The organism is Caulobacter sp. CCG-8, from assembly GCF_037402475.1.
Taxonomy (GTDB): domain Bacteria; phylum Pseudomonadota; class Alphaproteobacteria; order Caulobacterales; family Caulobacteraceae; genus Caulobacter.
In genome coordinates this window covers 32635-54062 of the sequence record NZ_JBBEUD010000002.1, presented here as the reverse complement: position 1 = coordinate 54062, position 21428 = coordinate 32635, and the positions used below count along the sequence as shown (strand labels likewise).

20 protein-coding genes and 2 tRNA genes are annotated in these 21428 nt (G+C 68.1%); 6 read left to right on the top strand and 16 right to left on the bottom strand.

All coding sequences use genetic code 11. The features are described from left to right. Nucleotides 1-134 precede the first annotated feature (134 nt). Nucleotides 135-1016 carry an SPFH domain-containing protein gene (locus tag WAE60_RS01750; RefSeq protein ID WP_337684616.1) on the bottom strand — a complete coding sequence of 294 codons (882 nt, stop codon included), beginning with the start codon at nt 1014-1016 and terminating at the stop codon, nt 135-137. A 104-nt stretch (nt 1017-1120) separates the two neighbouring features. Between WAE60_RS01750 and WAE60_RS01745 the strand changes: the two genes are divergently transcribed. Further along, nucleotides 1121-2374 carry a glycosyltransferase gene (locus WAE60_RS01745; RefSeq protein WP_337684614.1) on the top strand — a complete coding sequence of 418 codons (1254 nt, stop codon included), beginning with the start codon at nt 1121-1123 and terminating at the stop codon, nt 2372-2374. On the opposite strand, the gene WAE60_RS01740 is transcribed toward WAE60_RS01745, so the two are convergent. The 6 genes from WAE60_RS01740 to clpX all read right to left on the bottom strand — a co-directional run bounded on the left by WAE60_RS01740 (nt 2371) and on the right by clpX (nt 9442). Continuing rightward, nucleotides 2371-3450, bottom strand: coding sequence for a winged helix DNA-binding domain-containing protein (locus WAE60_RS01740; RefSeq protein ID WP_337684611.1), 1080 nt, complete (start codon nt 3448-3450; stop codon nt 2371-2373). The two genes, WAE60_RS01745 and WAE60_RS01740, sit on opposite strands and share 4 nt — an antisense overlap. 36 nt (nt 3451-3486) lie before the next feature. Then, a complete protein-coding gene (locus WAE60_RS01735; protein ID WP_337684609.1) occupies nt 3487-4665 on the bottom strand; it encodes an esterase-like activity of phytase family protein in 1179 nt (392 codons plus the stop codon). Nucleotides 4666-4721: 56 nt separating this feature from the next. Beyond that, a tRNA-Val gene (locus tag WAE60_RS01730) sits at nt 4722-4796 on the bottom strand. A 157-nt stretch (nt 4797-4953) separates the two neighbouring features. Next, nucleotides 4954-5232 carry an HU family DNA-binding protein gene (locus WAE60_RS01725; RefSeq protein ID WP_029913280.1) on the bottom strand — a complete coding sequence of 93 codons (279 nt, stop codon included), beginning with the start codon at nt 5230-5232 and terminating at the stop codon, nt 4954-4956. A gap of 147 nt (nt 5233-5379) precedes the next feature. Then, nucleotides 5380-7779, bottom strand: a complete 2400-nt coding sequence (lon, locus tag WAE60_RS01720; RefSeq protein WP_029913278.1) for an endopeptidase La — start codon at nt 7777-7779, stop codon at nt 5380-5382. Nucleotides 7780-8179: 400 nt separating this feature from the next. Beyond that, nucleotides 8180-9442, bottom strand: a complete 1263-nt coding sequence (gene clpX, locus WAE60_RS01715; RefSeq protein WP_029913277.1) for an ATP-dependent protease ATP-binding subunit ClpX — start codon at nt 9440-9442, stop codon at nt 8180-8182. A 363-nt stretch (nt 9443-9805) separates the two neighbouring features. Here clpX and WAE60_RS01710 point away from each other — a divergent pair, with 363 nt between their 5' ends. After that, on the top strand, nt 9806-10477 hold the full coding sequence (locus tag WAE60_RS01710) for an HAD-IB family hydrolase (RefSeq protein ID WP_029913276.1): 672 nt from the start codon (nt 9806-9808) through the stop codon (nt 10475-10477). Here WAE60_RS01710 and WAE60_RS01705 read toward each other — a convergent pair. From WAE60_RS01705 to WAE60_RS01685, 5 genes are all read right to left on the bottom strand, one after another. Then, on the bottom strand, nt 10474-11493 hold the full coding sequence (locus WAE60_RS01705) for a hypothetical protein (RefSeq protein WP_337684605.1): 1020 nt from the start codon (nt 11491-11493) through the stop codon (nt 10474-10476). The two genes, WAE60_RS01710 and WAE60_RS01705, sit on opposite strands and share 4 nt — an antisense overlap. Before the next feature lie 80 nt (nt 11494-11573). Then, nucleotides 11574-11915 carry a hypothetical protein gene (locus WAE60_RS01700; protein ID WP_337684604.1) on the bottom strand — a complete coding sequence of 114 codons (342 nt, stop codon included), beginning with the start codon at nt 11913-11915 and terminating at the stop codon, nt 11574-11576. 132 nt (nt 11916-12047) lie between these two features. Then, the gene (locus WAE60_RS01695) at nt 12048-12674 is read right to left on the bottom strand and encodes an ATP-dependent Clp protease proteolytic subunit (RefSeq protein ID WP_029913273.1); all 627 of its coding nucleotides are present in this window, start codon (nt 12672-12674) and stop codon (nt 12048-12050) included. A 179-nt stretch (nt 12675-12853) separates the two neighbouring features. Beyond that, a complete protein-coding gene (gene tig, locus WAE60_RS01690; RefSeq protein ID WP_029913272.1) occupies nt 12854-14212 on the bottom strand; it encodes a trigger factor in 1359 nt (452 codons plus the stop codon). Between the two features lie 206 nt (nt 14213-14418). Next, nucleotides 14419-14503 (bottom strand) — tRNA-Leu (locus WAE60_RS01685). Between the two features lie 329 nt (nt 14504-14832). Between WAE60_RS01685 and WAE60_RS01680 the strand changes: the two genes are divergently transcribed. Next, on the top strand, nt 14833-15009 hold the full coding sequence (locus WAE60_RS01680) for a hypothetical protein (RefSeq protein WP_156035776.1): 177 nt from the start codon (nt 14833-14835) through the stop codon (nt 15007-15009). Here the strand turns inward: WAE60_RS01680 and WAE60_RS01675 are convergent. Further along, the gene (locus WAE60_RS01675; RefSeq protein ID WP_337684601.1) at nt 15006-16463 is read right to left on the bottom strand and encodes an NAD(P)H-hydrate dehydratase; all 1458 of its coding nucleotides are present in this window, start codon (nt 16461-16463) and stop codon (nt 15006-15008) included. The genes WAE60_RS01680 and WAE60_RS01675 overlap by 4 nt on opposite strands. A gap of 20 nt (nt 16464-16483) precedes the next feature. Then, complete coding sequence (locus tag WAE60_RS01670; RefSeq protein ID WP_029913264.1) at nt 16484-17053, bottom strand: histidine phosphatase family protein; 570 nt, start codon at nt 17051-17053, stop codon at nt 16484-16486. Between the two features lie 504 nt (nt 17054-17557). Here WAE60_RS01670 and WAE60_RS01665 point away from each other — a divergent pair. The 3 genes from WAE60_RS01665 to WAE60_RS01655 all read left to right on the top strand — a co-directional run bounded on the left by WAE60_RS01665 (nt 17558) and on the right by WAE60_RS01655 (nt 20100). Next, a complete protein-coding gene (locus WAE60_RS01665; RefSeq protein ID WP_029913261.1) occupies nt 17558-17896 on the top strand; it encodes a P-II family nitrogen regulator in 339 nt (112 codons plus the stop codon). 39 nt (nt 17897-17935) lie between these two features. Next, entirely contained in the window at nt 17936-19345 is a 1410-nt protein-coding gene (gene glnA / locus WAE60_RS01660) for a type I glutamate--ammonia ligase (RefSeq protein WP_029913259.1), read from the top strand. A 161-nt stretch (nt 19346-19506) separates the two neighbouring features. Next, nucleotides 19507-20100, top strand: coding sequence for a hypothetical protein (locus tag WAE60_RS01655; RefSeq protein ID WP_156035775.1), 594 nt, complete (start codon nt 19507-19509; stop codon nt 20098-20100). A gap of 21 nt (nt 20101-20121) precedes the next feature. On the opposite strand, the gene WAE60_RS01650 is transcribed toward WAE60_RS01655, so the two are convergent. Next, complete coding sequence (locus WAE60_RS01650; protein ID WP_337684598.1) at nt 20122-20529, bottom strand: putative quinol monooxygenase; 408 nt, start codon at nt 20527-20529, stop codon at nt 20122-20124. Continuing rightward, nucleotides 20526-21416 (bottom strand): LysR family transcriptional regulator, encoded by an 891-nt coding sequence (locus WAE60_RS01645; protein WP_337684597.1) that lies wholly within the window; start codon nt 21414-21416, stop codon nt 20526-20528. The genes WAE60_RS01650 and WAE60_RS01645 overlap by 4 nt, the downstream gene beginning before the upstream one ends. Between the last annotated feature and the right edge of the window lie 12 nt (nt 21417-21428).

Here is a 21428-nt window from a genome sequence, read left to right as displayed (position 1 = left end):
CGACCTGGGCGTTCACGCTACGCAGTTCGGCCGCCGCGAGGGTTTCGACGGCGGCCAGCACATCGGGTCGCACACGCATCAGAAACGCGCGGCGGCCGCTTTTCGGCGACTCTGGGGGGGACGCGGGCACCGGATCAGCCGTAGAGCGTGCCGGTGTTGACCACGGGCTGGGCCTCCCGGTCGGCGCAGAGCACCACCAGCAGGTTCGAGACCATCGCCGCCCGCCGCTCGTCGTCCAGGACGACGACGTCGCGCTCGCTCAGCTGCTGCAGGGCGTGTTCGACCATGCCGACCGCCCCGGCGACGATCGTGCGGCGGGCCGCCAGCACCGCCTCGGCCTGCTGGCGCTTGAGCATCGACCCGGCGATCTCGGGCGCATAGGCCAGGTGCATCAGGTGCGCCTCGTCGATCGCCACCCCGGCCACGGCGATCCGGGTGCGCAGGTCCTTCTCCAGGCGGTCGCCCACATGGGCGGCGTCGGCCCGCAGGGTGGGCTCGCCGCTGTCGTCGTGGTCGTAGGCGTAGTGCGAGGCGGTCTCGCGCAGGCCGGTCTCGATCTGGATGTTCACGAAGGTCACGTAATCGTCGACGTCGAACAGGGCCTGGGCGGTGTCCGACACGCGCCAGACGATGTTGGCGGCGATCTCGATCGGGTTGCCGCGCTTGTCGTTGACCTTCAGCGTCTCGCTGGTGACGTTGCGCACCCGCAGGCTGATCTTCTTGCGCCCGTACCAGGGCAGCACCCAGCGCAGGCCGGTCCGGCGGTCGGTGCCGACATAGGTCCCGAACAGGGTGACCACATAGGCCTCGTTCGGCTGCAGGGAGTAGAAGCCGCAGCTGGTCAGCAGGAACAGCACGATCAGCCCCGCCCCGCCCAGGACGCCGGGAGGTCCGCCCAGCTTGAAGCACCAGACGGCGGCGATCAGCATCAGGGGAAGCGACAGCAGCGGCGGCCCGCCGCCGATCCCGCCAAAGGCGTGTTCGGTCGATCGGTTGATATTCGGCGCGTCGGACATGGAGCCCTCCAGGGTTGATCGCAAAGTGATATCACTTTGATTGCTTATGGCAAGGCTCGGCCCGACCGCGTACGCAGGGGGCGCGGATATGGTCGGGAGCTCTGATGGCGCGGTTTCTCTTCACCACCTGGGAAGGCGGCGGCCATGTGCAGCCCATGCTGCTGGTCGCCCGCGACCTGGCGGCGCGCGGCCACGCGGTGCTGGTCCTCAGCGATCCGTGCAACGCGCCTGACGCCGCGGCCTTGGACGTGCCGTTCCGCGCCTGGACAACCGCCCCCTTCCAGACCGGCAAGTCCCGCGACGACGACCGCCTGAAGGACCACGAGGCCGACAATCCGCTGGCGGTGATCCAGCGCCTGCTGGACCGCGTGATGGCCGGCCCGGCCCTCGCCTACGCCCACGACACCCTGGCCGCGATCGACGCCTTCGCGCCGGACGTCGTCGTCTCGCAGGAGCTGCTGCTGGGCCCGATGGCCGCGGCGGAGGCCCGGGGCCTGTCGCTGGCCCTCCTGGCCGCCAATATCTGGTCGCTGCCGACGATGCCCGGCGCGCCGCCGTTCGGGGCCGGCATGCTTCCCGCCGCCAACGACGAGGAACGCGGCATGCACGCCATGGTCGGCCAGATGAGCCGGACCTTCTTCCAGGCCGGCCTCCCCGACCTGAACGCCGCCCGCGCCGCCCTGGGCCTGGCGCCGCTGGAGGACCTGTTCGCTCAGCTCGACGGCGCCCGGGCGATCCTGCTGGCCACCAGCAAGGCCTTCGACTTCGCGCCGGAACCCCTGCCCGCCCCCTTCGCCCATGTCGGTCCCTATCTGGCCGATCCGGCCTGGGTCCAGCCGCTCGCCCCGCCGCCGGACGACGCGCCGCTGGTCGTGGTGTCGTTCTCCAGCCTCTACCAGGCGCAGGAGCCGGTGCTGCGGGCGATCATCGCCGCCCTGGGTCAACTGCCGGTGCGCGGCGTGGTCACCACGGGGCCGACGATCGATCCCGCCGAGTTCGAGGCCCCCGCCAACGTCGCCGTCGTCCGCAGCGCCCCGCACGGCGCCCTGCTGGAGGACGCCGCCCTGTTCGTCACCCATGCCGGCCACGGCTCGGCCCTGCGGCCGCTGATGGCGGGCGTACCTCTGCTGTGCCTGCCGATGGGGCGCGACCAGAACGACAACGCCGCCCGGATAGTCCATCGCGGCGCCGGCCTGACCCTGCCGGCCGACGCGGACTCCGACGCCATCGCCGCGGCCGTGCGCTGCCTGCTGGACGAGCCGGCGTTCCGAACCGCCGCCCAGACCCTGGGCGCGGCCATCCGCGCCGACGAAGCCGCCCGCGACGCGGCGGCCGTGCTGGAAGGCCTCGCGCCCTAGGCCTCGGCCACCGCGATCCGCACCTCGCCGCTGTCGTGCTTCGCGCCGAAGGCCAGCAGGCGCTCGCCCTCTTCCGCCAAGGCTTTGGCGACAGGCTTGGCGACCTTGTCGAACAGCTCCACGTGCAGGATCGACGCCGCCTTGCCGTCCTCGATGCGCCAGCGTCCGGCCGTGACGCCGTCGACCAGCACGGCTGCCCGCACGACGCCGTTGACCGTGTAGAGCCGGCGCTTGTGCTCGGCCGACATGATCCGCGACCGGTCATCGTGGCCCAGCAGCACGTTGTCGAACTCGCCCAGGAACCTGACCGGTGCCTCGGCGTCGCCCGGCGGCCGCTCGGCCTCGGGCAGGTCGAACAGCTCCGCGTCGTCTTCGCCCCGGAAGACCGCCAGCGACGGCCGGAGCGCATCGAAGACCGGCGCCAGGCGGGTGAGCCCCAGCCAGGTCTGGGCGTCGGCGACCGTGGCCGGGCCGAACGCCGCCAGATAGCGCCGCACCAACTCGGGCAGGTCCAGGCCCGGCTTGGGCGTGGCGAGGCGGTCCGCCATCGCCGCGAGGGTCGGCTGGCCGCTTCGTCCCCATAGGCCGCGCGGCGGCAGCTGCAGCATCGGCAGGCGGACGCGGGCCGCCATGGCCAAGGCCTGGGGATCGCGCCCGGGCCAGCGCTCGGCCAGGGCGTCGCGAAGCTCGGTCGCGGTGAGCGCGCCCTGGCGCAACAGGTCCCGCGCGGCCGATGCGATCTCGTCCGGCTCCAGCCCCGCCAGGGCGCGGCCGTGGACGCTTCCCTCGGTCAGGACCCGGTCGAGGCCGCGCTGGACCAGGGGACGGATCGCCGCGAAGTCGGCCGCCATCGCCACGTGCAAGGTTCCGCGCATCAGGGTCCCCCGCGCGACGTAAAGATCCTCCAGCCGGGCCGACAGGTCCTGGGGCGCGAAGGTCTTCAAACGGGTCCACAGGGCGAAATAGGGTGCGGGGGCGGCCTGGGCCTGGAGGGCGATCAACCGGTTCAGCGCCTCGGGCGCCGAGAGGTCGGCGCGCGCCAGAAGATGCTGTCGCGCCAGCAACGCCCGGTTCAACGCCCGCCGATCCAAGATTTCCGCCATCCGCCGTACCTAGACCGGCTCGCCGCCGGCAAGCGGCGCGGCGAACGTCACGCGATAGAAGGCCGTCTCCCGCCCCTCGACGCCGAAATCGTTGTCAGTGCTGAGCAGCAGGTCGCGATCCGAAAGCAACGCCATGCCCTCCAGATCGGCGTCGATCTCGGGCCAATCGTCGGTCGACAACACCAGGGTCTTGGTCAGCACGGGCGCGTCCAGGGTCACGCGATAGAGCTTGGACGTCCGCGAAATCCGCTCGAGCACCAACAGCCGGTCGCCGCCCAGCGACACGGCCTCGGAGATCTTCAGGTCGTCCGGCCCCACCGGCCCGCCCTGGGCGTCGCGACGGAAGGTCTCCGGCGCGTCGAACGGATAGAAATGCTCGGCCAGCGGCGCGCCGGTCCGGGCGTCCAGCGTCCAGAGCCGGGCGCGTCCTCGCCCTTCGTCGTCGGTCTCGTCCTCCGGCGCCAGCGGGCTTTGCAGGATCACGTGCAACCGCGTCTCGTCAGGCGACAGGGCGACGGCCTCGAAGCCGCGGTTCAGGCGACGGCGCGCGGACAGGGGCGGCAGCACGGCCTCGACGCGATAGGCCGCGCCCGCCAGGGCCGCCCCCTCGCCTTCCGGAACCCAGCGCGCCTGGACCACGCCGTCGGCCGCCACGACCAGGATCGAGGGCCCGTATTCGTCGGCCACTCGGAACGTCCCGTCGGCCAGGGCCACGACCCCTTCGGTGTCGCCGCCGGCCAGGCTGTGGCCCAGCGGGGCGCCCGACAGGTCGAAGGCCGGCTCCATCGCCGCCATGTCCCCGCCGGGGCCCGGAAGCCCGTCGAAGGCCGCGCCCGTCGCGTCGCGCAACGGCAGGACCTGGAGGCAGGCGACCGTGTCGCCCTCGACGCGCAGCTGGACCAGCATCGGACCGATCGCCGGGCTCGGCATGATCTTGGCCCCCTCCCGCCCGGCCAAGCCCGACAGATGCGCCAAGCCATGATCGTCGACCGCGGGACCGATCTTGAGGTTGGGGCCGCGATCCCCGATCGCCCACACCACGCCCGGCGGATCGCCCGCGCGCCGCGCCAGGCCCGAGCCCAGGCCCAAGGTGATCCGCAGGCGCCCGCGCGGCGTCTCGACCGCATCGAGGACCTGGTCGATCCAGGTCAGGCGCGTGATGGTGATGTCGGCGGGTTCGTCGGCCATGGCCGATCAGTGCGGGCGTCGACGGCGAATGTCCATCGCCGACCGGGTCCCGGTCTTGGTGGGCGGTGAGGGGATCGAACCCCCGACCCTCTCGGTGTAAACGAGACGCTCTACCGCTGAGCTAACCGCCCCAAGGCCAATCGGACCTAAGCCTTTTCAGGTCCGTTCGAGGCGGACGAGGCCAAGACGGACGAGGATGTGGGAGATACCCCGTCCGCCCGGGAAAGTCCTGCATAGAAAAAGGCGGGACGCCGTCGGGCGTCCCGCCCTTCCAAATCCTGTACTGGATCAGCCGTTCAGCGTGGTCTTCAGACCTTCGCCGACCTGGAACCGGGCGGTCTTCGACGCCGGACGGTTCACGGTCTCGCCGGTGCGCGGGTTGCGCGCGGTGCCCGCGGCGCGGGAGACGGCCTTGAAGGTGCCGAAGCCGACCAGACGCACGTCCTGGCCCGATTTCAGCGAACTGGTGACGGCGTCGATGAAAGCCTCGAGAGCGTCCTTAGCCTGGTTCTTGTTGATGCCCGCCTTTTCGGCGATCGCCGTGACGAGTTCGGCCTTTGTGGTCATGTTCTTCTCCCAGCATGAAAGCGGCGGCGCCGGCTTCAGCTCACGCCGCTTCGCTCGACCGGGAGTATGCGGGGTTCAGACGGCCCGTCAAACAAAGGCGGCGCGGAAAATCTCCGCGCCGCCTAAGTTATCACCAATAAGTTACTCTTAGTGGGTCAGAACAGCGTCACTGTCGCCGTCGTCGACCTTCGCAGTTGCAGCAATCGGCTCATCCTCTTCACTCCACTCGATCGGCGTCAGCGGCCCCGTGAGGGCATGCTTCAGCACTTCGTCGGCCGTGGAGACCGGGATGATTTCCAGTCCGTCCTTCACGCTTTGCGGGACGTCGGCCAGGTCCTTCTCGTTCTCCTGAGGGATCAGGACCGTCTTCACGCCGGAGCGCAGGGCGGCCAGCAGCTTCTCCTTCAGGCCGCCGATCGCGGTGACCCGGCCCCGCAGGGTGATCTCGCCGGTCATGGCGATGTCCTTGCGGATCGGGATGCCGGTCAGCACCGAGACCATGGCCGTGACCATGGCGGCGCCGGCCGACGGACCGTCCTTGGGCGTCGCGCCGTCAGGCACGTGCACGTGGACGTCGGTCTTCTCGAACACCGGCGGCTTGACGCCGAACTGCAGGGCCCGCGAGCGGACATAGCTGTGGGCCGCCGAGATCGACTCCTTCATCACTTCCTTGAGGTTGCCGGTGACCGTCATGCGGCCCTTGCCCGGCATCTTCACGGCTTCGATGGTCAGGATGTCGCCGCCGAACTCCGTCCAGGCCAGACCGGTGACGATGCCGACCTGGTCGACTTCGTCGGTCTCGCCGTAACGGTACTTCCGCACGCCGGCGTACTTGGCCAGACGCTCGTCGTCGATCGTGATCGAGGTGAGCTTCTCGCGCGCCAGGTCACGGACCGTCTTGCGGGCCAGGGCGCCCAGTTCCCGCTCCAGCGACCGCACGCCGGCTTCCCGGGTGTAGTAGCGGATCAGGTCGCGGATGGCCTTTTCCGGCACGACGAATTCCGACGGCTTCAGGCCGTGGTCCTTCATCTGCTTGGGCAGGACGTGACGCTTGGCGATCTCGACCTTCTCGTCCTCGGTGTAGCCGGGGATGCGGATGATCTCCATGCGGTCCAGCAGGGGCTGGGGCATGTTGAGGCTGTTGGCCGTGGTGACGAACATCACCTGCGACAGGTCGTAGTCGACCTCCAGGTAGTGGTCGCCGAAGGTCCCGTTCTGAGCCGGGTCCAGCACTTCCAGCAGGGCCGAGGACGGGTCGCCGCGATAGTCGCTGCCCATCTTGTCGATCTCGTCCAGCAGGACGAAGGCGTTGGTGGTCTTCGCCTTCTTCATGGTCTGGATGATCTTGCCGGGCATCGAGCCGATGTAGGTCCGGCGGTGACCGCGGATCTCGGCCTCGTCGCGCACGCCGCCCAGCGAGATGCGGGCGAACTCGCGACCGGTCGCCTTGGCCAGCGAGCGGCCCAGCGAGGTCTTGCCGACGCCCGGAGGACCGACCAGGCACAGGATCGGGCCCTTCAGCGAGTTGGTGCGCGCCTGGACGGCCAGGTATTCAAGGATGCGCTCCTTGACCTTCTCCAGGCCGTAGTGGTCCTCCTCGAGGATCGCCTCGGCCTCGACCAGGTCGATCTTCTTGGTCTTGGCCTTGCCCCACGGGATCGACAGCATCCAGTCCAGATAGTTCCGGACCACGGTGCTCTCGGCCGACATCGGGCTCATGTTGCGCAGCTTCTTCAGTTCACCCTCGGCCTTGGCCCGGGCTTCCTTGGAAAGCTTGGTCTTCTTGATGCGCTTTTCGAGCTCGATCAGCTCGTCGCGCTGATCGTCGGGGTCGCCCAGCTCGCGCTGGATCGCCTTCATCTGCTCGTTCAGATAGTACTCGCGCTGGGTCTTCTCCATCTGGCGCTTCACGCGCGAGCGGATTTTCTTCTCGACCTGCAGCACCGAGATCTCGCCCTCCATCAGGGCGAAGACCTTCTCCAGGCGCTTCACGACGTCGAAGATTTCCAGCAGGTGCTGCTTGTCGCCGATCTTGACCGACAGGTGGGCCGAGATGCTGTCGGCCAGCTTGCCCGGCTCGGCGATCTGCGGGATCGAGGCCAGGGCCTCGGGCGGCACCTTCTTGTTCAGTTTGACGTAGTTCTCGAACTGCTCGACGACCGCGCGCGACAGCGCCTCGGCCTCGGGGCCGACGCCCTGGTCCTCGTTCACCTCGCCGACCTGGGCCTCGTAATAGGCCTCCTGGTCGGTGAAGCGCACGACGGCCGCGCGGCCCTTGCCCTCGACCAGCACCTTCACGGTGCCGTCGGGCAGCTTCAGCAGTTGCAGGACGGTGGCGAGGACGCCGACGTCGTAGATGTCGGCGGGGGCCGGATCGTCGTCGGCCGAGTTCTTCTGGGTGACCAGAAGGATCTCCTTGCCGCCGCGCATCACCTCTTCGAGGGCGCGAACGGACTTGTCACGCCCGACGAACAACGGGACCACCATGTGCGGGAACACAACGATATCCCGCAGGGGCAGCACAGGAAGCGTACGAATCTCAGACATGATGCTTTCTACTCCTGGCCGGCGCGTTGCACTCGCGCTCGGCCACGCGGGCCGCCGTCACCCAGACGATGCGCCTGAGTCGTACGGCCCGTCCGCTCGGGACTGAGCGGATGTTCGTTATTTATGTGGACCTTTTGCAACACGGTTCAAGCGCACTCGCCCGGTAGCGGCGACGGGTCGCGGACCAGCGGTCAAGGTGCAACGCCCATGCCCCCCGCCCTGCTCCACCATGCATGATCCGTGCTGCCGCGTGAGCCGGGACGCCTAAGTCCTGCCGCCGCCCGGATTTTTTCGGACGCGCCCGGCGCCAAGCGTCACGACGCGCGAAGGTCCACTGTGACGAAAAGGGCGCGCCCGGCGAGGCCGGACGCGCCCGATTTGGCGAGCTTCGCCGAAAGGCCTAGGCCGAAGCGGCCCCGCCCTTCTTCTCGGCGTAGATCAGCAGCGGCTGGGCCCGGCCTTCGACGACCTCGGCGTTGACCACCACTTCCTCGACGCCCTCGTAGTTGGGCAGCTCGAACATGGTCTCCAGCAGGATGCCTTCCATGATCGAGCGCAGGCCGCGCGCGCCGGTCTTGCGGGCGATGGCCTTCTTGGCGACGCCGTGCAGGGCGTCGTCGGTGAAGGTCAGGCCGATGTTCTCCATCTCGAACAGGCGCTGGTACTGCTTGACGAAGGCGTTCTTCGGCTCGGTCAGGATCTTCACCAGGGCGGCCTCGTCGAGGTCCTCCAGGGTGGCGATCACCGGCAGACGGCCGATGAATTCCGGGATCAGGCCGAAGCGCTGCAGGTCGTCGGGCTCGACGCCGCGCAGGATCTCGCCCGTGCGACGCTCCTCCGGATCCGCCACCTTCGCGCCGAAGCCGATCGACTTGGCCTGGCCGCGCGCCGAGATGATGCGCTCCAGGCCGGCGAAGGCGCCGCCGCAGATGAACAGGATGTTGGTGGTGTCGACCTGCAGGAACTCCTGCTGCGGATGCTTGCGCCCGCCCTGCGGCGGCACGGAGGCGACGGTGCCTTCCATGATCTTCAGCAGGGCCTGCTGCACGCCCTCGCCCGACACGTCGCGGGTGATCGACGGATTGTCGGACTTGCGGCTGATCTTGTCGATTTCATCGATGTAGACGATGCCGCGCTGGGCGCGCTCGACGTTGTAGTCGGCGGCTTGCAGCAGCTTCAGCACGATATTCTCGACGTCCTCGCCGACGTAACCGGCTTCGGTCAGCGTCGTGGCGTCGGCCATCGTGAACGGCACGTCGATGATTCGAGCCAGGGTCTGGGCCAGCAGGGTCTTACCCGTACCGGTCGGACCGACCAGCAGGATGTTCGACTTGGCCAGCTCGACGTCGTTGTTCTTCGAGGCGTGGTTGAGGCGCTTGTAGTGATTGTGCACCGCCACGGCCAAGACCTTCTTGGCGTGGTTCTGCCCGATCACGTAATCGTCCAGGACTTCGCAAATCTCGCGCGGCGTCGGAACGCCGTCCTTGGACTTCACGAAGGCGATCTTGTGCTCTTCACGGATGATATCCATGCAGAGTTCGACGCATTCATCACAGATGAACACCGTCGGGCCGGCGATGAGCTTGCGCACCTCGTGTTGGCTCTTTCCGCAGAAAGAACAGTACAGGGTGCTCTTGGTATCGCCGCTCGCGGCTTTCGTCATGGTCGCTTCTCACGCTAGGGCGGTCCAGGCCGAAGCCGAAACCACCGACTCCTTAGCGCCTAACCCGCCACCGAAGTAGCAGGATATCCGCCGGGAGTTGTCTAATCCTTGACATTCCCCGATCCGGACGCACGGCACAAGCCTTGGAGCCGATTTACAGCCCCCAAGTTCGTGGATGATGCATACGGTTTCATGGAATTCTTCTCTAAGATGGCGTTCCAGACCCTCAACGCAAGACGGCGGCGGTTCGCTCCGCGCGACACTCTGGCGCGAGCGTCCCTGAATCCGCGAAGAGCTTAGCGGTGGAAGCGGAATCGTGATGCAAGACGGGCTCGGTTGCGGGGCGCGTGAGCGCGGAGACGAATGGCGAAACGTTCACTGATGGCCAAGGGCCTTTCGGCCTCGACGCCGATGACGGGGGATTTGCACGAGGGCCCTCCCCTGGTCGCTTTCGATTTCGACGGCACCCTGACGGTTCGCGACAGCTTCACGGCCTTCCTGAAGTGGCGGGTCAGCCCCGCGCGGCATTTCATGGGCATGGTGCGGCTGTTCCCCGCCGCCGTCGGCTACGTGTTCGACCGCAACCGGGGCAAGATCAAGGCCGCCGCAGTCCGGGAATTCCTGCGCGGCGTGCCCCTGGAGCAGCTGGAGAAGGAGGCCCGCGCCTTCGCCCAGTCCGAGGCGCCCAAGCTGTTCCGCCCCGACGCACTGGCCGTCTGGCGGCGCTGGCGGGCCAAGGGCGCCAAGCTGGTGATCGTCACCGCCTCGCCCGACGTGGTGGTGGCCCCGTTCGCCCGCGGCCTGGGCGCCGACGTCTTGATCGGGTCGAAACTGATGATCAGCACCGACGACAAGGTGCTGGGTCCCCTGCTCGGCGCCAACTGCCGGGGCCCCGAGAAGGTGGTTCGCCTGAAGGAGGTCTTCGGCGACGATTTGTCGCTGGCCGCCGCCTATGGCGACACCTCCGGCGACCGCGAGATGCTGGCGATCGCCCACGAGAAGGGCTACCGCATCTTCCGGGGCAAGCCGGGCTAGCCCGCCGGGATCGTCAGCAAGGGCGCGTGGGTCGCGCCCTCCTCGTCATTGAGGAACAGCAGCATCTGCGTCAGCAGGAAGATCCGGCGCGAGTGTTCGTCCGCCCCGTCGATCCAGAACCACCGCCCGCGATAACGCACTGAGGCGTAGGCGTCGGCCGGCGCCTTGGGGCCGCTGTGCACGCGGATCAATGCGTCGGCGCGCGGAACCGCGCTCTCGCCGATCTCCACGCCCAGCGCGAGTTCACTGAGGATCTCGAACATCGAGCGGGTGGCCAGGGCCAGCTCGTTCTCGCCGCCGACCTTGGCGAAGACGACGGTGCTTTCGCCGCCGTCGAACCGTAGGCCCAGAGCCTGCTTCAGCAGGGCCAGGTCCGCTCGGTCGACGTCGCTGATGTCGGCCCCGACCATGGCGCTGCCCGAATAGGTCTTGTCGCGCTCCTTCAGCCGCACGGAGATGGCCCCGCTCCGCTGCAGGCGGCGGAAGGCGCCCGCGACCTCGGTGAACTTCGGATCGACCTTCTGCTGGAAGAGATCGGCATGGCTGGCGTTGGTCACGCCGTTGATCGAGCGGACGCCGACGTTCAGCAGGTCGTCGGAGGCCCACCCCGCCTCCATCATCGCCAGCAACGAAGCCGGCGGCATCGGCGCCAGCATGCTGCGCGCGAACCGCGAGCCCGTGACCGGGGTGTAGGTGACGGTGGGCGTCTCGCGCAGCAGCACCTCGCCGCCCGCCGAGCCGCCGTCGGAGTCCGAGGCGGGATCCAGGGTCGCGCCCATGTGAGCCGAGGCCTCACGGGTGTACTGGCTGATGACCGAGGTCACGTTCAGGAACAGCGGGGCGTCGCCGTACCGGATGGCGACAATGTTGGAGAGCAACTGCTGCTTTTCGCTGTCGCGCAGCTTGTCGACATAGTCGACACGATCCACCCCGACCTGCCGGACGCCCAGGCTGGTGCAGCCGCCCAGCGCCAGGGAAACAGCCAGGATCGGGGCGGCGAACTTGCCCAGCGGCATTCCGGACTCCGAGACTGTCGAAGGCGGATCGGCCGCCTGCGTCAGAAACAAAAGACCGGTGGAGCTAGGGGCGTTGCATTCTAGCGCGGCTTGCGCCCCGCCGCGGCGTCGATCCGCGCCACGGTCTGGGCGTGCGAGCGGCACATGTAGAAGCCCGGCTTGATCGTGCCGTAGCCCTTGGTCTTGGCGGCGTAGATCTTTCCGCCGGCGTTCGCCCGCCAGACGATCGGCTCCGAGCGGCAATAGCTCTTGGCGGCCTCCAGCGTCGTGAAGGTTCGCGGCGCCAGGGCGGTCGGCGTGTTCTGGGAGGAGTACGGATTGGCGCAAACCACCGGGTCGCATTGCGCGTGAGCCGAGGCGGCCAGCGCCAGCACCGCGCCCGACAGACCGAACGCCGCCACGCGGCTGAACTTGAAGGCCATGGCTTGAACTCCCCCTGAGGTCCGCATTTCACATGCGCCGCGGCCCGAAGACAAACCAAAGTTATCCGAAATGAAAAAGCCGCCGACCTCGCGGCCGACGGCTTTTCCAAAGCTTCAAGGACTGAGAGAGGCCTAGGCCTTCTCGTCCGAGGCGTCGCGGTTCTCGTTGATGTGGTCGATCAGGCCCCAGGCCTTGGCTTCCTCGGCGCTCATGAAGTTGTCGCGGTCCAGGTCGCGCTCGACCTCGTCATAGGTGCGGCCGCAGTGCTTGACGTAGATCTCGTTCAGGCGGCGCTTGGTCTTCGCGATGTCCTCGGCGTGACGCATGATGTCCGAGGCCTGGCCGCGGAAGCCGCCCGACGGCTGGTGGACCATGATGCGGGCGTTCGGCAGGGCGATGCGCTGGCCGGGAGCGCCGGCGCAGAGCAGCAGGCTGCCCATCGAGGCGGCCATGCCCATGCACACCGTCGACACCGGGCTCTTGATGTACTGCATGGTGTCGTAGATCGCGAGACCCGCGGTCACCACGCCGCCCGGCGAGTTGATGTACATGGCGATTTCCTTCTTGGGGTTCTCGGACTCCAGGAAGAGCAGCTGGGCGCAGATCAGGCTGGCCATCCCGTCTTCGACGGGACCGGTCAGGAAGATGATCCGCTCTTTCAACAGACGGGAGAAGATGTCGAACGCCCGCTCGCCGCGGCTGGTCTGTTCGACCACCATCGGCACGAGGTTCATCGCCGTCGCCATCGGATCATACATAGGGATCGCCCTTTTTAATCGTGTCTGGGCGGCGCGAGCACGAATCGGCCCCGCGCGCCGTCGTCAACGCATATCGCGTGGCCCTTAACAGGTTGCAAGGAGCCGGGGCGAAGCTTCCGCCACGAAAAAGGGCGCGGCCCTCGCGGACCGCGCCCTCTTCGCGTCGGGTGACGGAAGCCTTAGCCGCCGTAGCCTTCCGGCAGATCGTCTTCTTCCAGGAGCTCTTCCTTGGAGACTTCCTTTTCCTCGATCTTGGCCTTGCCGAAGATCAGGTCGACGACCTTGTCTTCATAGATCGGGGCGCGCAGGGCGGCCTGCAGGTCGGCGCGCTGGCGATACATGTCGAACACCTGCTGGGCCTGCGGGCCGTACTGGCGGGCTTCGCGCATCATGGCGTCGGCCAGTTCCTGCTCGGTGACGGCCACGTCGTTCTTGCGGCCGATCTCGGCGAGCACCAGACCCAGGCGCACGCGGCGCTCGGCGATCTTCTTGTACTCGTCCTTCAGCTGGTCCTCGGTCTTGCCTTCGTCCTCGGGCGGCAGGCCGCCTTGCGACTTGTCGGCCTGGACCTGTTGCCAGATGCCGGCGAACTCGGCGTCGACCATGCGCGGCGGCAGGGCGAAGTCGTGCTTGCTGTCCAGGATGTCCAGCAGGGCGCGCTTCAGCTTGAAGCGCGAGCTGTTGGCGTAGCGGCCTTCCAGGTTCGACTTGAGCAGGTCCTTCAGGGCCTGCAGGTCCGACAGGCCCAGGCGCTTGGCCAGCTCGTCGTCCGGCTCGGCGTCGACCGGGGCGCGCACTTCCTTGACGGTGGTGGCGAACTCGGCGTCCTTGCCGGCCAGATTGGCGGCTTGGTAGTCGGCCGGGAAGGTCACCTTCACGGTGACGACGTCATCCGGCTTGGCGCCGACCAGCTGGTCTTCGAAGCCCGGGATGAACTGGCCCGAACCCAGCGTCAGCTCGGCGTCGTTGGCGGTGCCGCCGTCGAAGGCCACGCCGTCGATGGTGCCGACGAAGTCGATCAGCAGCTGGTCGCCGTCCTTGGCCTTCAGGGACTTGCCCGTGCGCGGCGCGTAGGTGCGGGCCTGCTTGGCCAGATCGGCCAGGGCCTCGCCGACTTCGGCGTCCGAGACCTTGTAGACCGGCTTGGTCAGCTCGATCGAGGCGGGGTCGATCGGTTCGAATTCCGGCATCACCTCGACGGCCAGTTCGAAGGCCAGGTCCTCGCCGCCGGCGAGCACCTTGTCCATGTCGGACGACGGCTTCAGGTCCGGCTGGCCGGCGGGGCGCAGCTTGTTGTCTTCCAGGACCTTCTGGGTCCCTTCGTTCAGCGTCGCCTCGATGACTTCGCCCATCAGGGCCTTGCCGTACAGGCGGCGAACGTGGGCGGTCGGCACCTTGCCGGGACGGAAGCCCTTGACGTTCATCTGGGGCGCGACTTCGGCGATACGGGCCTCGAGACGCGTGGCGAGTTCACTCGCGGGCACCGTCACGCCATAAACGCGGCTGAGGCCTTCGCCCGACTTTTCAACGATCTGCATCGACATTCTTAGCTTCTCGGCTCTTCGGGCGCCCGCGCCCGTCGTCCGCCCCAGGGGTCAAAACATCAAAGCCGCCCACGTCACCGGGGCGGCGAAAGAGCGCCCTTATGTCACGCGTTTCGCGACCATCCAAGGGCATTGGTGCACTCTCACGGGCCATTGACCCGATAAAGCGGCGCGTCCGCCGGGCGCGAGGCCCGACGGCGTGGTGCGGATGAGAGGACTCGAACCTCCACGCCTCTCAGCGCCAGAACCTAAATCTGGTGCGTCTACCAGTTTCGCCACATCCGCACGATGCGCCGCAGCGGGTTAGACATGCCCGGCCGGCTTGGCAAGTCGCCAGGCGATCGCGACCGCCGACTCGCCCCTTCAGCGACCTTCCGGCGGCGCATCCGCGAAGCGCGAAAATTTCTTCGGAACACCGGGAACAAAGAAGAGGCCGGCCGGTTATGCAGATGTCCGCGGCTGTTCAAGAACGCCCCGGATTTACGCCGGCCCGGGCCATGCCCCCCCGACTGACGCCCGGGCCGGTGTTTCCCCCTGAAAACCAAGAGAGTCGGCGCGGAACGATCTCGCCCCGGATGGGTTTGCGTCTCAGTCCGTCCCCGGGTGAGCGCGTCATGGAAACCATCGAAGTCGTCCAAGATGAAAAAGGCTGGACCGTGAAGCACGGTTCGCGCGTGCTCTTCATCGACACCGTCGAGGAGCGCACCTTCCAGACGGCGCTGGCCATCAGCCACACCCTGTTCGACGAGGGCGTCCGCACCCAGGTCGTCCTGGTCCGGCGCGACCACTAAGCGCGCGCTCGCGCCTTCCACAGCCTGCGCAACACGGCGGTCGACAGGTCCGGCAGGTCCTCGGCGATCAGGCCCGGCCCATACGCCGCGCCCGCTTCGGCGTGGATCCAGGCTGCCGCGCACGCCGCCTCGAAACTCTCCATGCCCTGGGCGATCAGGCCGGCGATGAACCCGGCCAGCACGTCGCCCGCGCCGGCCGTCGCCAGCCAGGGCGCGCCGTTCAGGCCGACCGCCGCCCGGCCGTCGGGCGCGGCGACCACCGTGTCCGGCCCCTTCAGCAGGACCACCGCCCCGGCCCGCCGCGCGGCCTCCCGCGCCGCCGCGATGCGCTCGGGCGAGGCCGCCAGCAGCCCGGGAAAGACCCGCTCGAACTCGCCGGGATGCGGGGTCAGCACGTCGTCGCGGTCCAGGGCCGAGAACAGGGCGGCCGGGTCCTCGGCGAAGCTGGTCAGGGCGTCGGCGTCGATGACCAGGGCCGCGCCGTTGCGGGCCAGGGCGAAGACGTGCCGCATGGTCGCCTCCCCCACCCCGGCCGCGGGTCCGATCACCACGGCGTCCGCATTCGCCGCGCGGGTCTGCAGGTCGTATTCGCTCTCGAACGGGGCCAGCATGATCGCTTCCAGGTGGGCGGCGTTGACGGCCAGGGCGTTGGGCGGCGACAGCACGGTCACCACCCCGGCCCCGATCCGCAGGGCCCCGCGCGCCGCCAGCCGGGCCGCGCCGGTGTTCCAGGCCTCGCCGCTGACCGCCATCATCCGTCCGCGCGCGTGCTTGTGGGCGTCGATCGCCGGCCACGGGAAGCGCTCGGCCCAGAGGCCGGGCTCGTTCTCGAGCAGACGCCCCTCGCCGATCTCCTCCAGGCCGATATCGGCCACCACCACCTCGCCGCACGCGGCCCGCCCCTGCGCCAGGACGTGCGCGGGCTTGCGCCGGTGGAAGGTGACGGTCAGCTCGGCCTTCACGGCCCGCTCGCCCAGGGGAAGCCCGGTGTCGCCCAGGATCCCGCTGGGAACATCGACGGCGACGATCCGCGCCGCGCCCGGCATGACCCGCGCCAGGCGGTCGGCCTCACCCTCGAGCGGTCGCGACAGGCCCGCCCCGAACAGGCAATCGATATAGAGCGCCGACGAGCCGGGCTCCGAAACCAGCGGACCGACCTCGCCCTTCCAGCGGGCGGCGGCCCACTGGGCGGCGGGACTGGCCGGCGGCGCCAGCGCCTCGACCCGCACCGGCCAGCCTCGACGCTTCAGATGCCGGGCGATCACATAGCCGTCGCCGCCGTTGTCGCCCGGTCCGCACCACACCACCGTGGCACAGCGGGCGTAGCGTTCGCGGACGACCTCGGCCACGGCGCGGCCGGCGCGCTCCATCAGCACGGCGGTCGGGGTTCCGGCCTCGGCGGCCGCGCGGTCCGCCGCGGTCATCTCGGCGACGGTCATGATCTCGCGCGGCACGGCGGCTCCTCTCTCCAACTCTACAGCACCTGGGTGGAGGCCTCTTGGCCCTTTTCGACCAGGATCAACGCGCCGTCGACCACATCGAACACCGTGACCGACACGTGGTCGGGCCGGAACGCCGCCACCGCCTCGTCGCCCGTCGCCGCCGACACCGCCGCGTTCAGGGCCACGAAATGGCTGAACACCGCCGCGCCGGGATGCGAGGCCACGCCCTCGGCCACCTGCCGGGTCCAGGCGACATAGTCCAGATCGCCCTGGATATCGCGCCATCGTCCCTGGAAGGCCTGGCGCAGCCAACCGGGCCGCGCTTCGGCGTCCAGGGCCGCCGGCGTCGGGATCTCGCCGACCCGGGGATCGATCTCGACCGGCACGCCCAGGGCGTCGGCCAGCGGCTGGGCCGTTTCGCGGCAACGCCGCAGCGGCGAGCTGACCACCCGGGACGGGCGCTCCCCCTCGGGCAAGGCCAGCAGGCGCCCGGCCACCGCCCTCGCCTGCTCGGCGCCCGCGGGGTCCAGTCCCGGGTCCGGATCGCTGTCGCCCCAAGTCGAGGCGGGACGGCCGTGGCGGATCATCCGAATGCGGTTCATGGCCTTCCCCGTCCTCGCAATATCTTCCCGGTCGCGCCCGTGACGCCGGATGTTGTTCCAAGATTTCCCGGCCGGCCTGGGCGCGCTTCACCGTCGAAACGTGCGAACGCGCAAAAACCAACCCCGACTTCTCCGCCACGTCCGTCGCGGATTCCGCCACAATCTTCAGCAGTTTTCGAATCGGCGACGCATTTTTGGCCATTCCGCCGAAACGCCCGCGACGCCCTCCCGCCTCGCACCATGCGCGTTCGGACCGGTTCTTCGTCCCAGAAACGGCGGTTTCGACGATCCTCGATCCGCAATCGACGCTCCCGGAGCGGTTTGGGCGCCCAAACACGCACTGATGAAGTTTCAGGCTTTACGTGCACAAATAATGATCAATGAGCCAAACTCGACAGAACTCGGCCCATAAAGCGCGTCAGCACGCTTGTGAGCCGACAGGCCGGCGTGCTCCGTGCCGCTCAGTCAGCGGCGCCCGCGCCGTATGGGCGTGAAAGAAGTCTGATGAAAAAGATCGAAGCCGTCATCAAGCCGTTCAAGCTGGATGAGGTCAAAGAGGCGCTTCAGGACATGGGCGTGCAGGGCATGACCGTGCTGGAAGCCAAGGGCTACGGCCGCCAGAAGGGCCACACCGAGCTCTATCGCGGCGCCGAGTACGTCGTCGACTTCCTCCCCAAGATCAAAGTCGAAGTCGTGGTCGAAGACAGCCAGTTGGACGCCGCGCTCGAAGCCATCACCAACGCCGCCCGCACGGGCCGCATCGGCGACGGCAAGATTTTCGTGTCGGAGATCACGGAAGTCGTCCGCATCCGTACCGGAGAAACCGGCCCGTCCGCCGTCTAGGCCCGGACCGAAACCGCTTAACGCTCAAAGGGGATAACGATGAGCACCGCCAAGCAAATCCTGGACCTGATCAAGGAAAAGGACGTCAAGTACGTCGACGTCCGTTTCACCGACGTGCGCGGCAAGCTGCAGCACGTGACCTTCGACATCGATCTGGTCGATGACGACTTCCTCAACGACGGCACCATGTTCGACGGCTCGTCGATCGCCGGCTGGAAGGCCATCAACGAGTCGGACATGAAGCTGCGTCCCGACCTGACCAGCGCGATCATCGACCCGTTCTACCAGCAGACCACCCTGGCGCTGTTCTGCGACGTGGTGAACCCTGACACGGGCACCCCCTACAACCGCGACCCGCGCTCGATCGCCAAGAACGCCCTGGCCTACGTCAAGTCGTCGGGCATCGGCGACACCGTGTTCTTCGGTCCGGAAGCCGAGTTCTTCATCTTCGACGACGTCCGCTGGAACACCGCGTCGAACAACACCGGCTATTCGTTCGACAGCGTCGAACTGCCGGGCAACTCGGCCAAGGAATATCCGGAAGGCAACATGGGCCACCGCCCGGGTCCGAAGGGCGGCTACTTCCCGGTCAACCCGATCGACTCGGCTCAAGACCTGCGCGGCGAAATGCTGGCCGTCATGGGCGAGCTGGGCATGAAGCCGGAAAAGCACCACCACGAAGTGGCGCCCGCCCAGCACGAGCTCGGCCTGAAGTTCGACACCATGGTCACCATGGCCGACCGGATGCAGCTGTATAAGTACGTGATCCACAACGTGGCCCACGCCTACGGCAAGACCGCCACCTTCATGGCCAAGCCGATGTTCGGCGACAACGGCTCGGGCATGCACGTGCACCAGTCGATCTGGCAGGACGGCAAGCCGCTGTTCGCCGGCGACAAGTACGCCGGCCTGTCGGACATGTGCCTGTGGTACATCGGCGGCATCATCAAGCACGCCAAGGCGATCAACGCGTTCTCGAACTCCACGACGAACTCGTACAAGCGCCTGGTGCCTGGCTACGAAGCCCCGGTGAAGCTGGCCTACAGCTCGCGCAACCGCTCGGCCTCGATCCGCATCCCGCACGTCGACAGCCCGAAGGCCAAGCGCATCGAGGCTCGCTTCCCCGACCCGATGGGCAACCCGTACCTGACCTTCGTCGCCCTGCTGATGGCCGGCCTGGACGGCATCAACAACAAGATCGATCCGGGCGCCGCCGCCGACAAGAACCTGTACGACCTGCCGCCCCGCGAGCAGAAGAAGATCCCGGAAGTCTGCGGCTCGCTGCGCGAAGCCCTGGAGAACCTGGACAAGGACCGCGCCTTCCTGAAGGCCGGCGGCGTCATGGACGACGACTTCATCGACAGCTACATCGAGCTGAAGATGGAAGAGGTGATGCGCCTGACGCTGCACCCGCACCCGGTCGAATTCGACATGTACTACAAGTGCTAGGCCTCAGGGCTTAGGACCAGGGAAGAGGCCCGCGGAGCGATCCGCGGGCCTTTTTCTTTGGCCCAAGGCCACACGCGGAGGTGGCCGCTTGCATCAAGCTCTACTATAGATTACGCCTTTGGATAGTGCTCGTCTGAGTAAGATCCCGAGGACCATCCGACATGATAACAATCGCCCGTCGCGCCGCCTTGGCGGCGATCGCTGTCGCTTGCCTGTCGCTCAGCGCCTGCGAAAACAAGGGAAAGATCGTCCAGATCACCTACCAGCACCTGGGCAACGCGCAGAGCTGGAACCTGGAGAACGTCAGCGGCGGCGACGCCAACGGCATGTGGCACGTCTACATGCTGCGCGGCGTGGTCAACCAGGGCGAAAACGCCGCGCCGTTCACCTTCGACCTCAACAAGGTCGCGCTGAAGGACGGCTCCACCGTCGCGTCGGCCAGCGGGCCGATGCTGCACGCCGCGCCCTATGTCCTGCCGCTCGGCTTCAAAGCCAATGTGGCGGCCAAGTCGGCCTACACCGTGCCCTATGGAACGGGCGTGATGTTCATCATCAAGGAGGACGGCGACACCGACAAAACCGCCGCCACCTCGCTCACCTACAAGTCCGAGAAGGGCGAGTCGGTGCTGATCACGGCGCTCGATCCCAAGGCCGTGCCGGCCTTCGGCTCGATCGACCAGGCCTTCCTGCAGACCCTGCACAGCAAGCAGAACGACTACGAGAACAGCTACACGCCGGACGGCAAGAAGAAGTGATCGCGGGCGGGCGGCGTCGGCTCAGACGCCGCCCAGTCCCACGCCGCCGACCGGCGCGGTCTCGAACCGGTGGCCGAAGCCGGCGATGATCGGGCGGGCCTTGGCGATTGCGGCCTGGACCGAGGGCAGCTTCAGCGAGGCGGCGTGGCTGTCCTTGTCGGTCCAGACCTCGGTGATCCACAGGGCGTCGGCGTCCGTGGTGTCCTTGGCCACGATGTAGCTGAGGCAGCCGGGCATGCCTTGGGTGTCCTCCGCCAGGATCGCGACCAGTTCGTCCCGCTTGCCGGGCGCGGCCTTCATCTGGCCGATCAGTCCGTACATCGCCTTGTTCTCCTGGGCTTGGGTGAGCGAAGGGCCGGCGAGCGCCGCCAAGGCCAGACCGCCGGCCAGCAGGTCGCGTCGTCCGATATCGCCGGGTGCGGTCATCATGGTTCCTCCCCCTCGCCATTGTCGGCGAGCATGGACCGGATCGTGTCAGCATCCGCCGATCCCAACGCCGCGCCAAGACCCAGCAGGTGCAGGGCGTTGAAGCACGGCGGCCGTTCTGCCGGCCGGACGATCCGCACGCGATCGCGCCAGCAGGCCGAGCGGACCAGGTCCAGCGGCGCGACGATCGCCCCTCGACCGGCCGCGCAGCTCTCCATCGCCTCCTCGATCTCGCCGGCATGGTCCAGCCGCCGCAGGCCGTCGGGCTGGGCGCCGAACACCGTCTCGAACCAGTGGCCGAAGACGAACTCGTACTCGTCATAGGTGGCGAAGATCGTGCGCGAGAGCCCCGCCAGGTCCTCGGGGACCTCCATCCCCAAGGGCGCGGCCAGCACCAGTTCCTCGCGGGCGATCGGCGCCGACTGCACCGGCGCGGCGGTCACCGGCCGGTAGGTGACGCCCAGGTCGACGGCGCCGGTCGTCACCGCCGATAGCACCGCCTCGTGCGAGCCGAACGTCAGCTCGATCGGCCGGTCCGCCGGCAGGCCCGCATAGAGGCGCGGCGCCAGGCGATAGCGTCCGAAGGCCGAGACCACGGCCAGGCGCAGGGGGCGCAGCGCCGGGTCGGCGCGGCTCAACCGCTCGCGGGTGCGCTCCACCTCGTCCAGGGCGCGGCCGACGCTCTCGAACAACGCCTGGCCGGCGGCGGTCAGGCGCAGATGCCGCCCTACGCGCTCGAACAGCGGCCGGCCCATCTCGCGCTCGAAAGCCTTGAGGTCGTGGTGGATGGCCGGCGGCGACTTGCCCAGGCGTGGACTGGCGGCCGCGATCCCGCCGGCCGCCGCCACCGCGTGGAACACCGCCGCCCGGCGCAGATCGACATGTCGCATCGTTTCGTTTTC

Coding starts and splice junctions, on each gene's coding strand:
- WAE60_RS01650 (WP_337684598.1), bottom strand. CDS start 20,529: ATGATGACCGCACCCGGCGATATCGGACGACGCGACCTGCTGGCCGGC.
- WAE60_RS01745 (WP_337684614.1), top strand. CDS start 1,121: ATGGCGCGGTTTCTCTTCACCACCTGGGAAGGCGGCGGCCATGTGCAG.
- WAE60_RS01735 (WP_337684609.1), bottom strand. CDS start 4,665: ATGGCCGACGAACCCGCCGACATCACCATCACGCGCCTGACCTGGATC.
- WAE60_RS01725 (WP_029913280.1), bottom strand. CDS start 5,232: ATGACCACAAAGGCCGAACTCGTCACGGCGATCGCCGAAAAGGCGGGC.
- WAE60_RS01750 (WP_337684616.1), bottom strand. CDS start 1,016: ATGTCCGACGCGCCGAATATCAACCGATCGACCGAACACGCCTTTGGC.
- WAE60_RS01710 (WP_029913276.1), top strand. CDS start 9,806: ATGGCGAAACGTTCACTGATGGCCAAGGGCCTTTCGGCCTCGACGCCG.
- WAE60_RS01680 (WP_156035776.1), top strand. CDS start 14,833: ATGGAAACCATCGAAGTCGTCCAAGATGAAAAAGGCTGGACCGTGAAG.
- WAE60_RS01695 (WP_029913273.1), bottom strand. CDS start 12,674: ATGTATGATCCGATGGCGACGGCGATGAACCTCGTGCCGATGGTGGTC.
- WAE60_RS01665 (WP_029913261.1), top strand. CDS start 17,558: ATGAAAAAGATCGAAGCCGTCATCAAGCCGTTCAAGCTGGATGAGGTC.
- WAE60_RS01670 (WP_029913264.1), bottom strand. CDS start 17,053: ATGAACCGCATTCGGATGATCCGCCACGGCCGTCCCGCCTCGACTTGG.
- lon (WP_029913278.1), bottom strand. CDS start 7,779: ATGTCTGAGATTCGTACGCTTCCTGTGCTGCCCCTGCGGGATATCGTT.
- tig (WP_029913272.1), bottom strand. CDS start 14,212: ATGCAGATCGTTGAAAAGTCGGGCGAAGGCCTCAGCCGCGTTTATGGC.
- glnA (WP_029913259.1), top strand. CDS start 17,936: ATGAGCACCGCCAAGCAAATCCTGGACCTGATCAAGGAAAAGGACGTC.
- clpX (WP_029913277.1), bottom strand. CDS start 9,442: ATGACGAAAGCCGCGAGCGGCGATACCAAGAGCACCCTGTACTGTTCT.
- WAE60_RS01645 (WP_337684597.1), bottom strand. CDS start 21,416: ATGCGACATGTCGATCTGCGCCGGGCGGCGGTGTTCCACGCGGTGGCG.
- WAE60_RS01700 (WP_337684604.1), bottom strand. CDS start 11,915: ATGGCCTTCAAGTTCAGCCGCGTGGCGGCGTTCGGTCTGTCGGGCGCG.
- WAE60_RS01705 (WP_337684605.1), bottom strand. CDS start 11,493: ATGCCGCTGGGCAAGTTCGCCGCCCCGATCCTGGCTGTTTCCCTGGCG.
- WAE60_RS01655 (WP_156035775.1), top strand. CDS start 19,507: ATGATAACAATCGCCCGTCGCGCCGCCTTGGCGGCGATCGCTGTCGCT.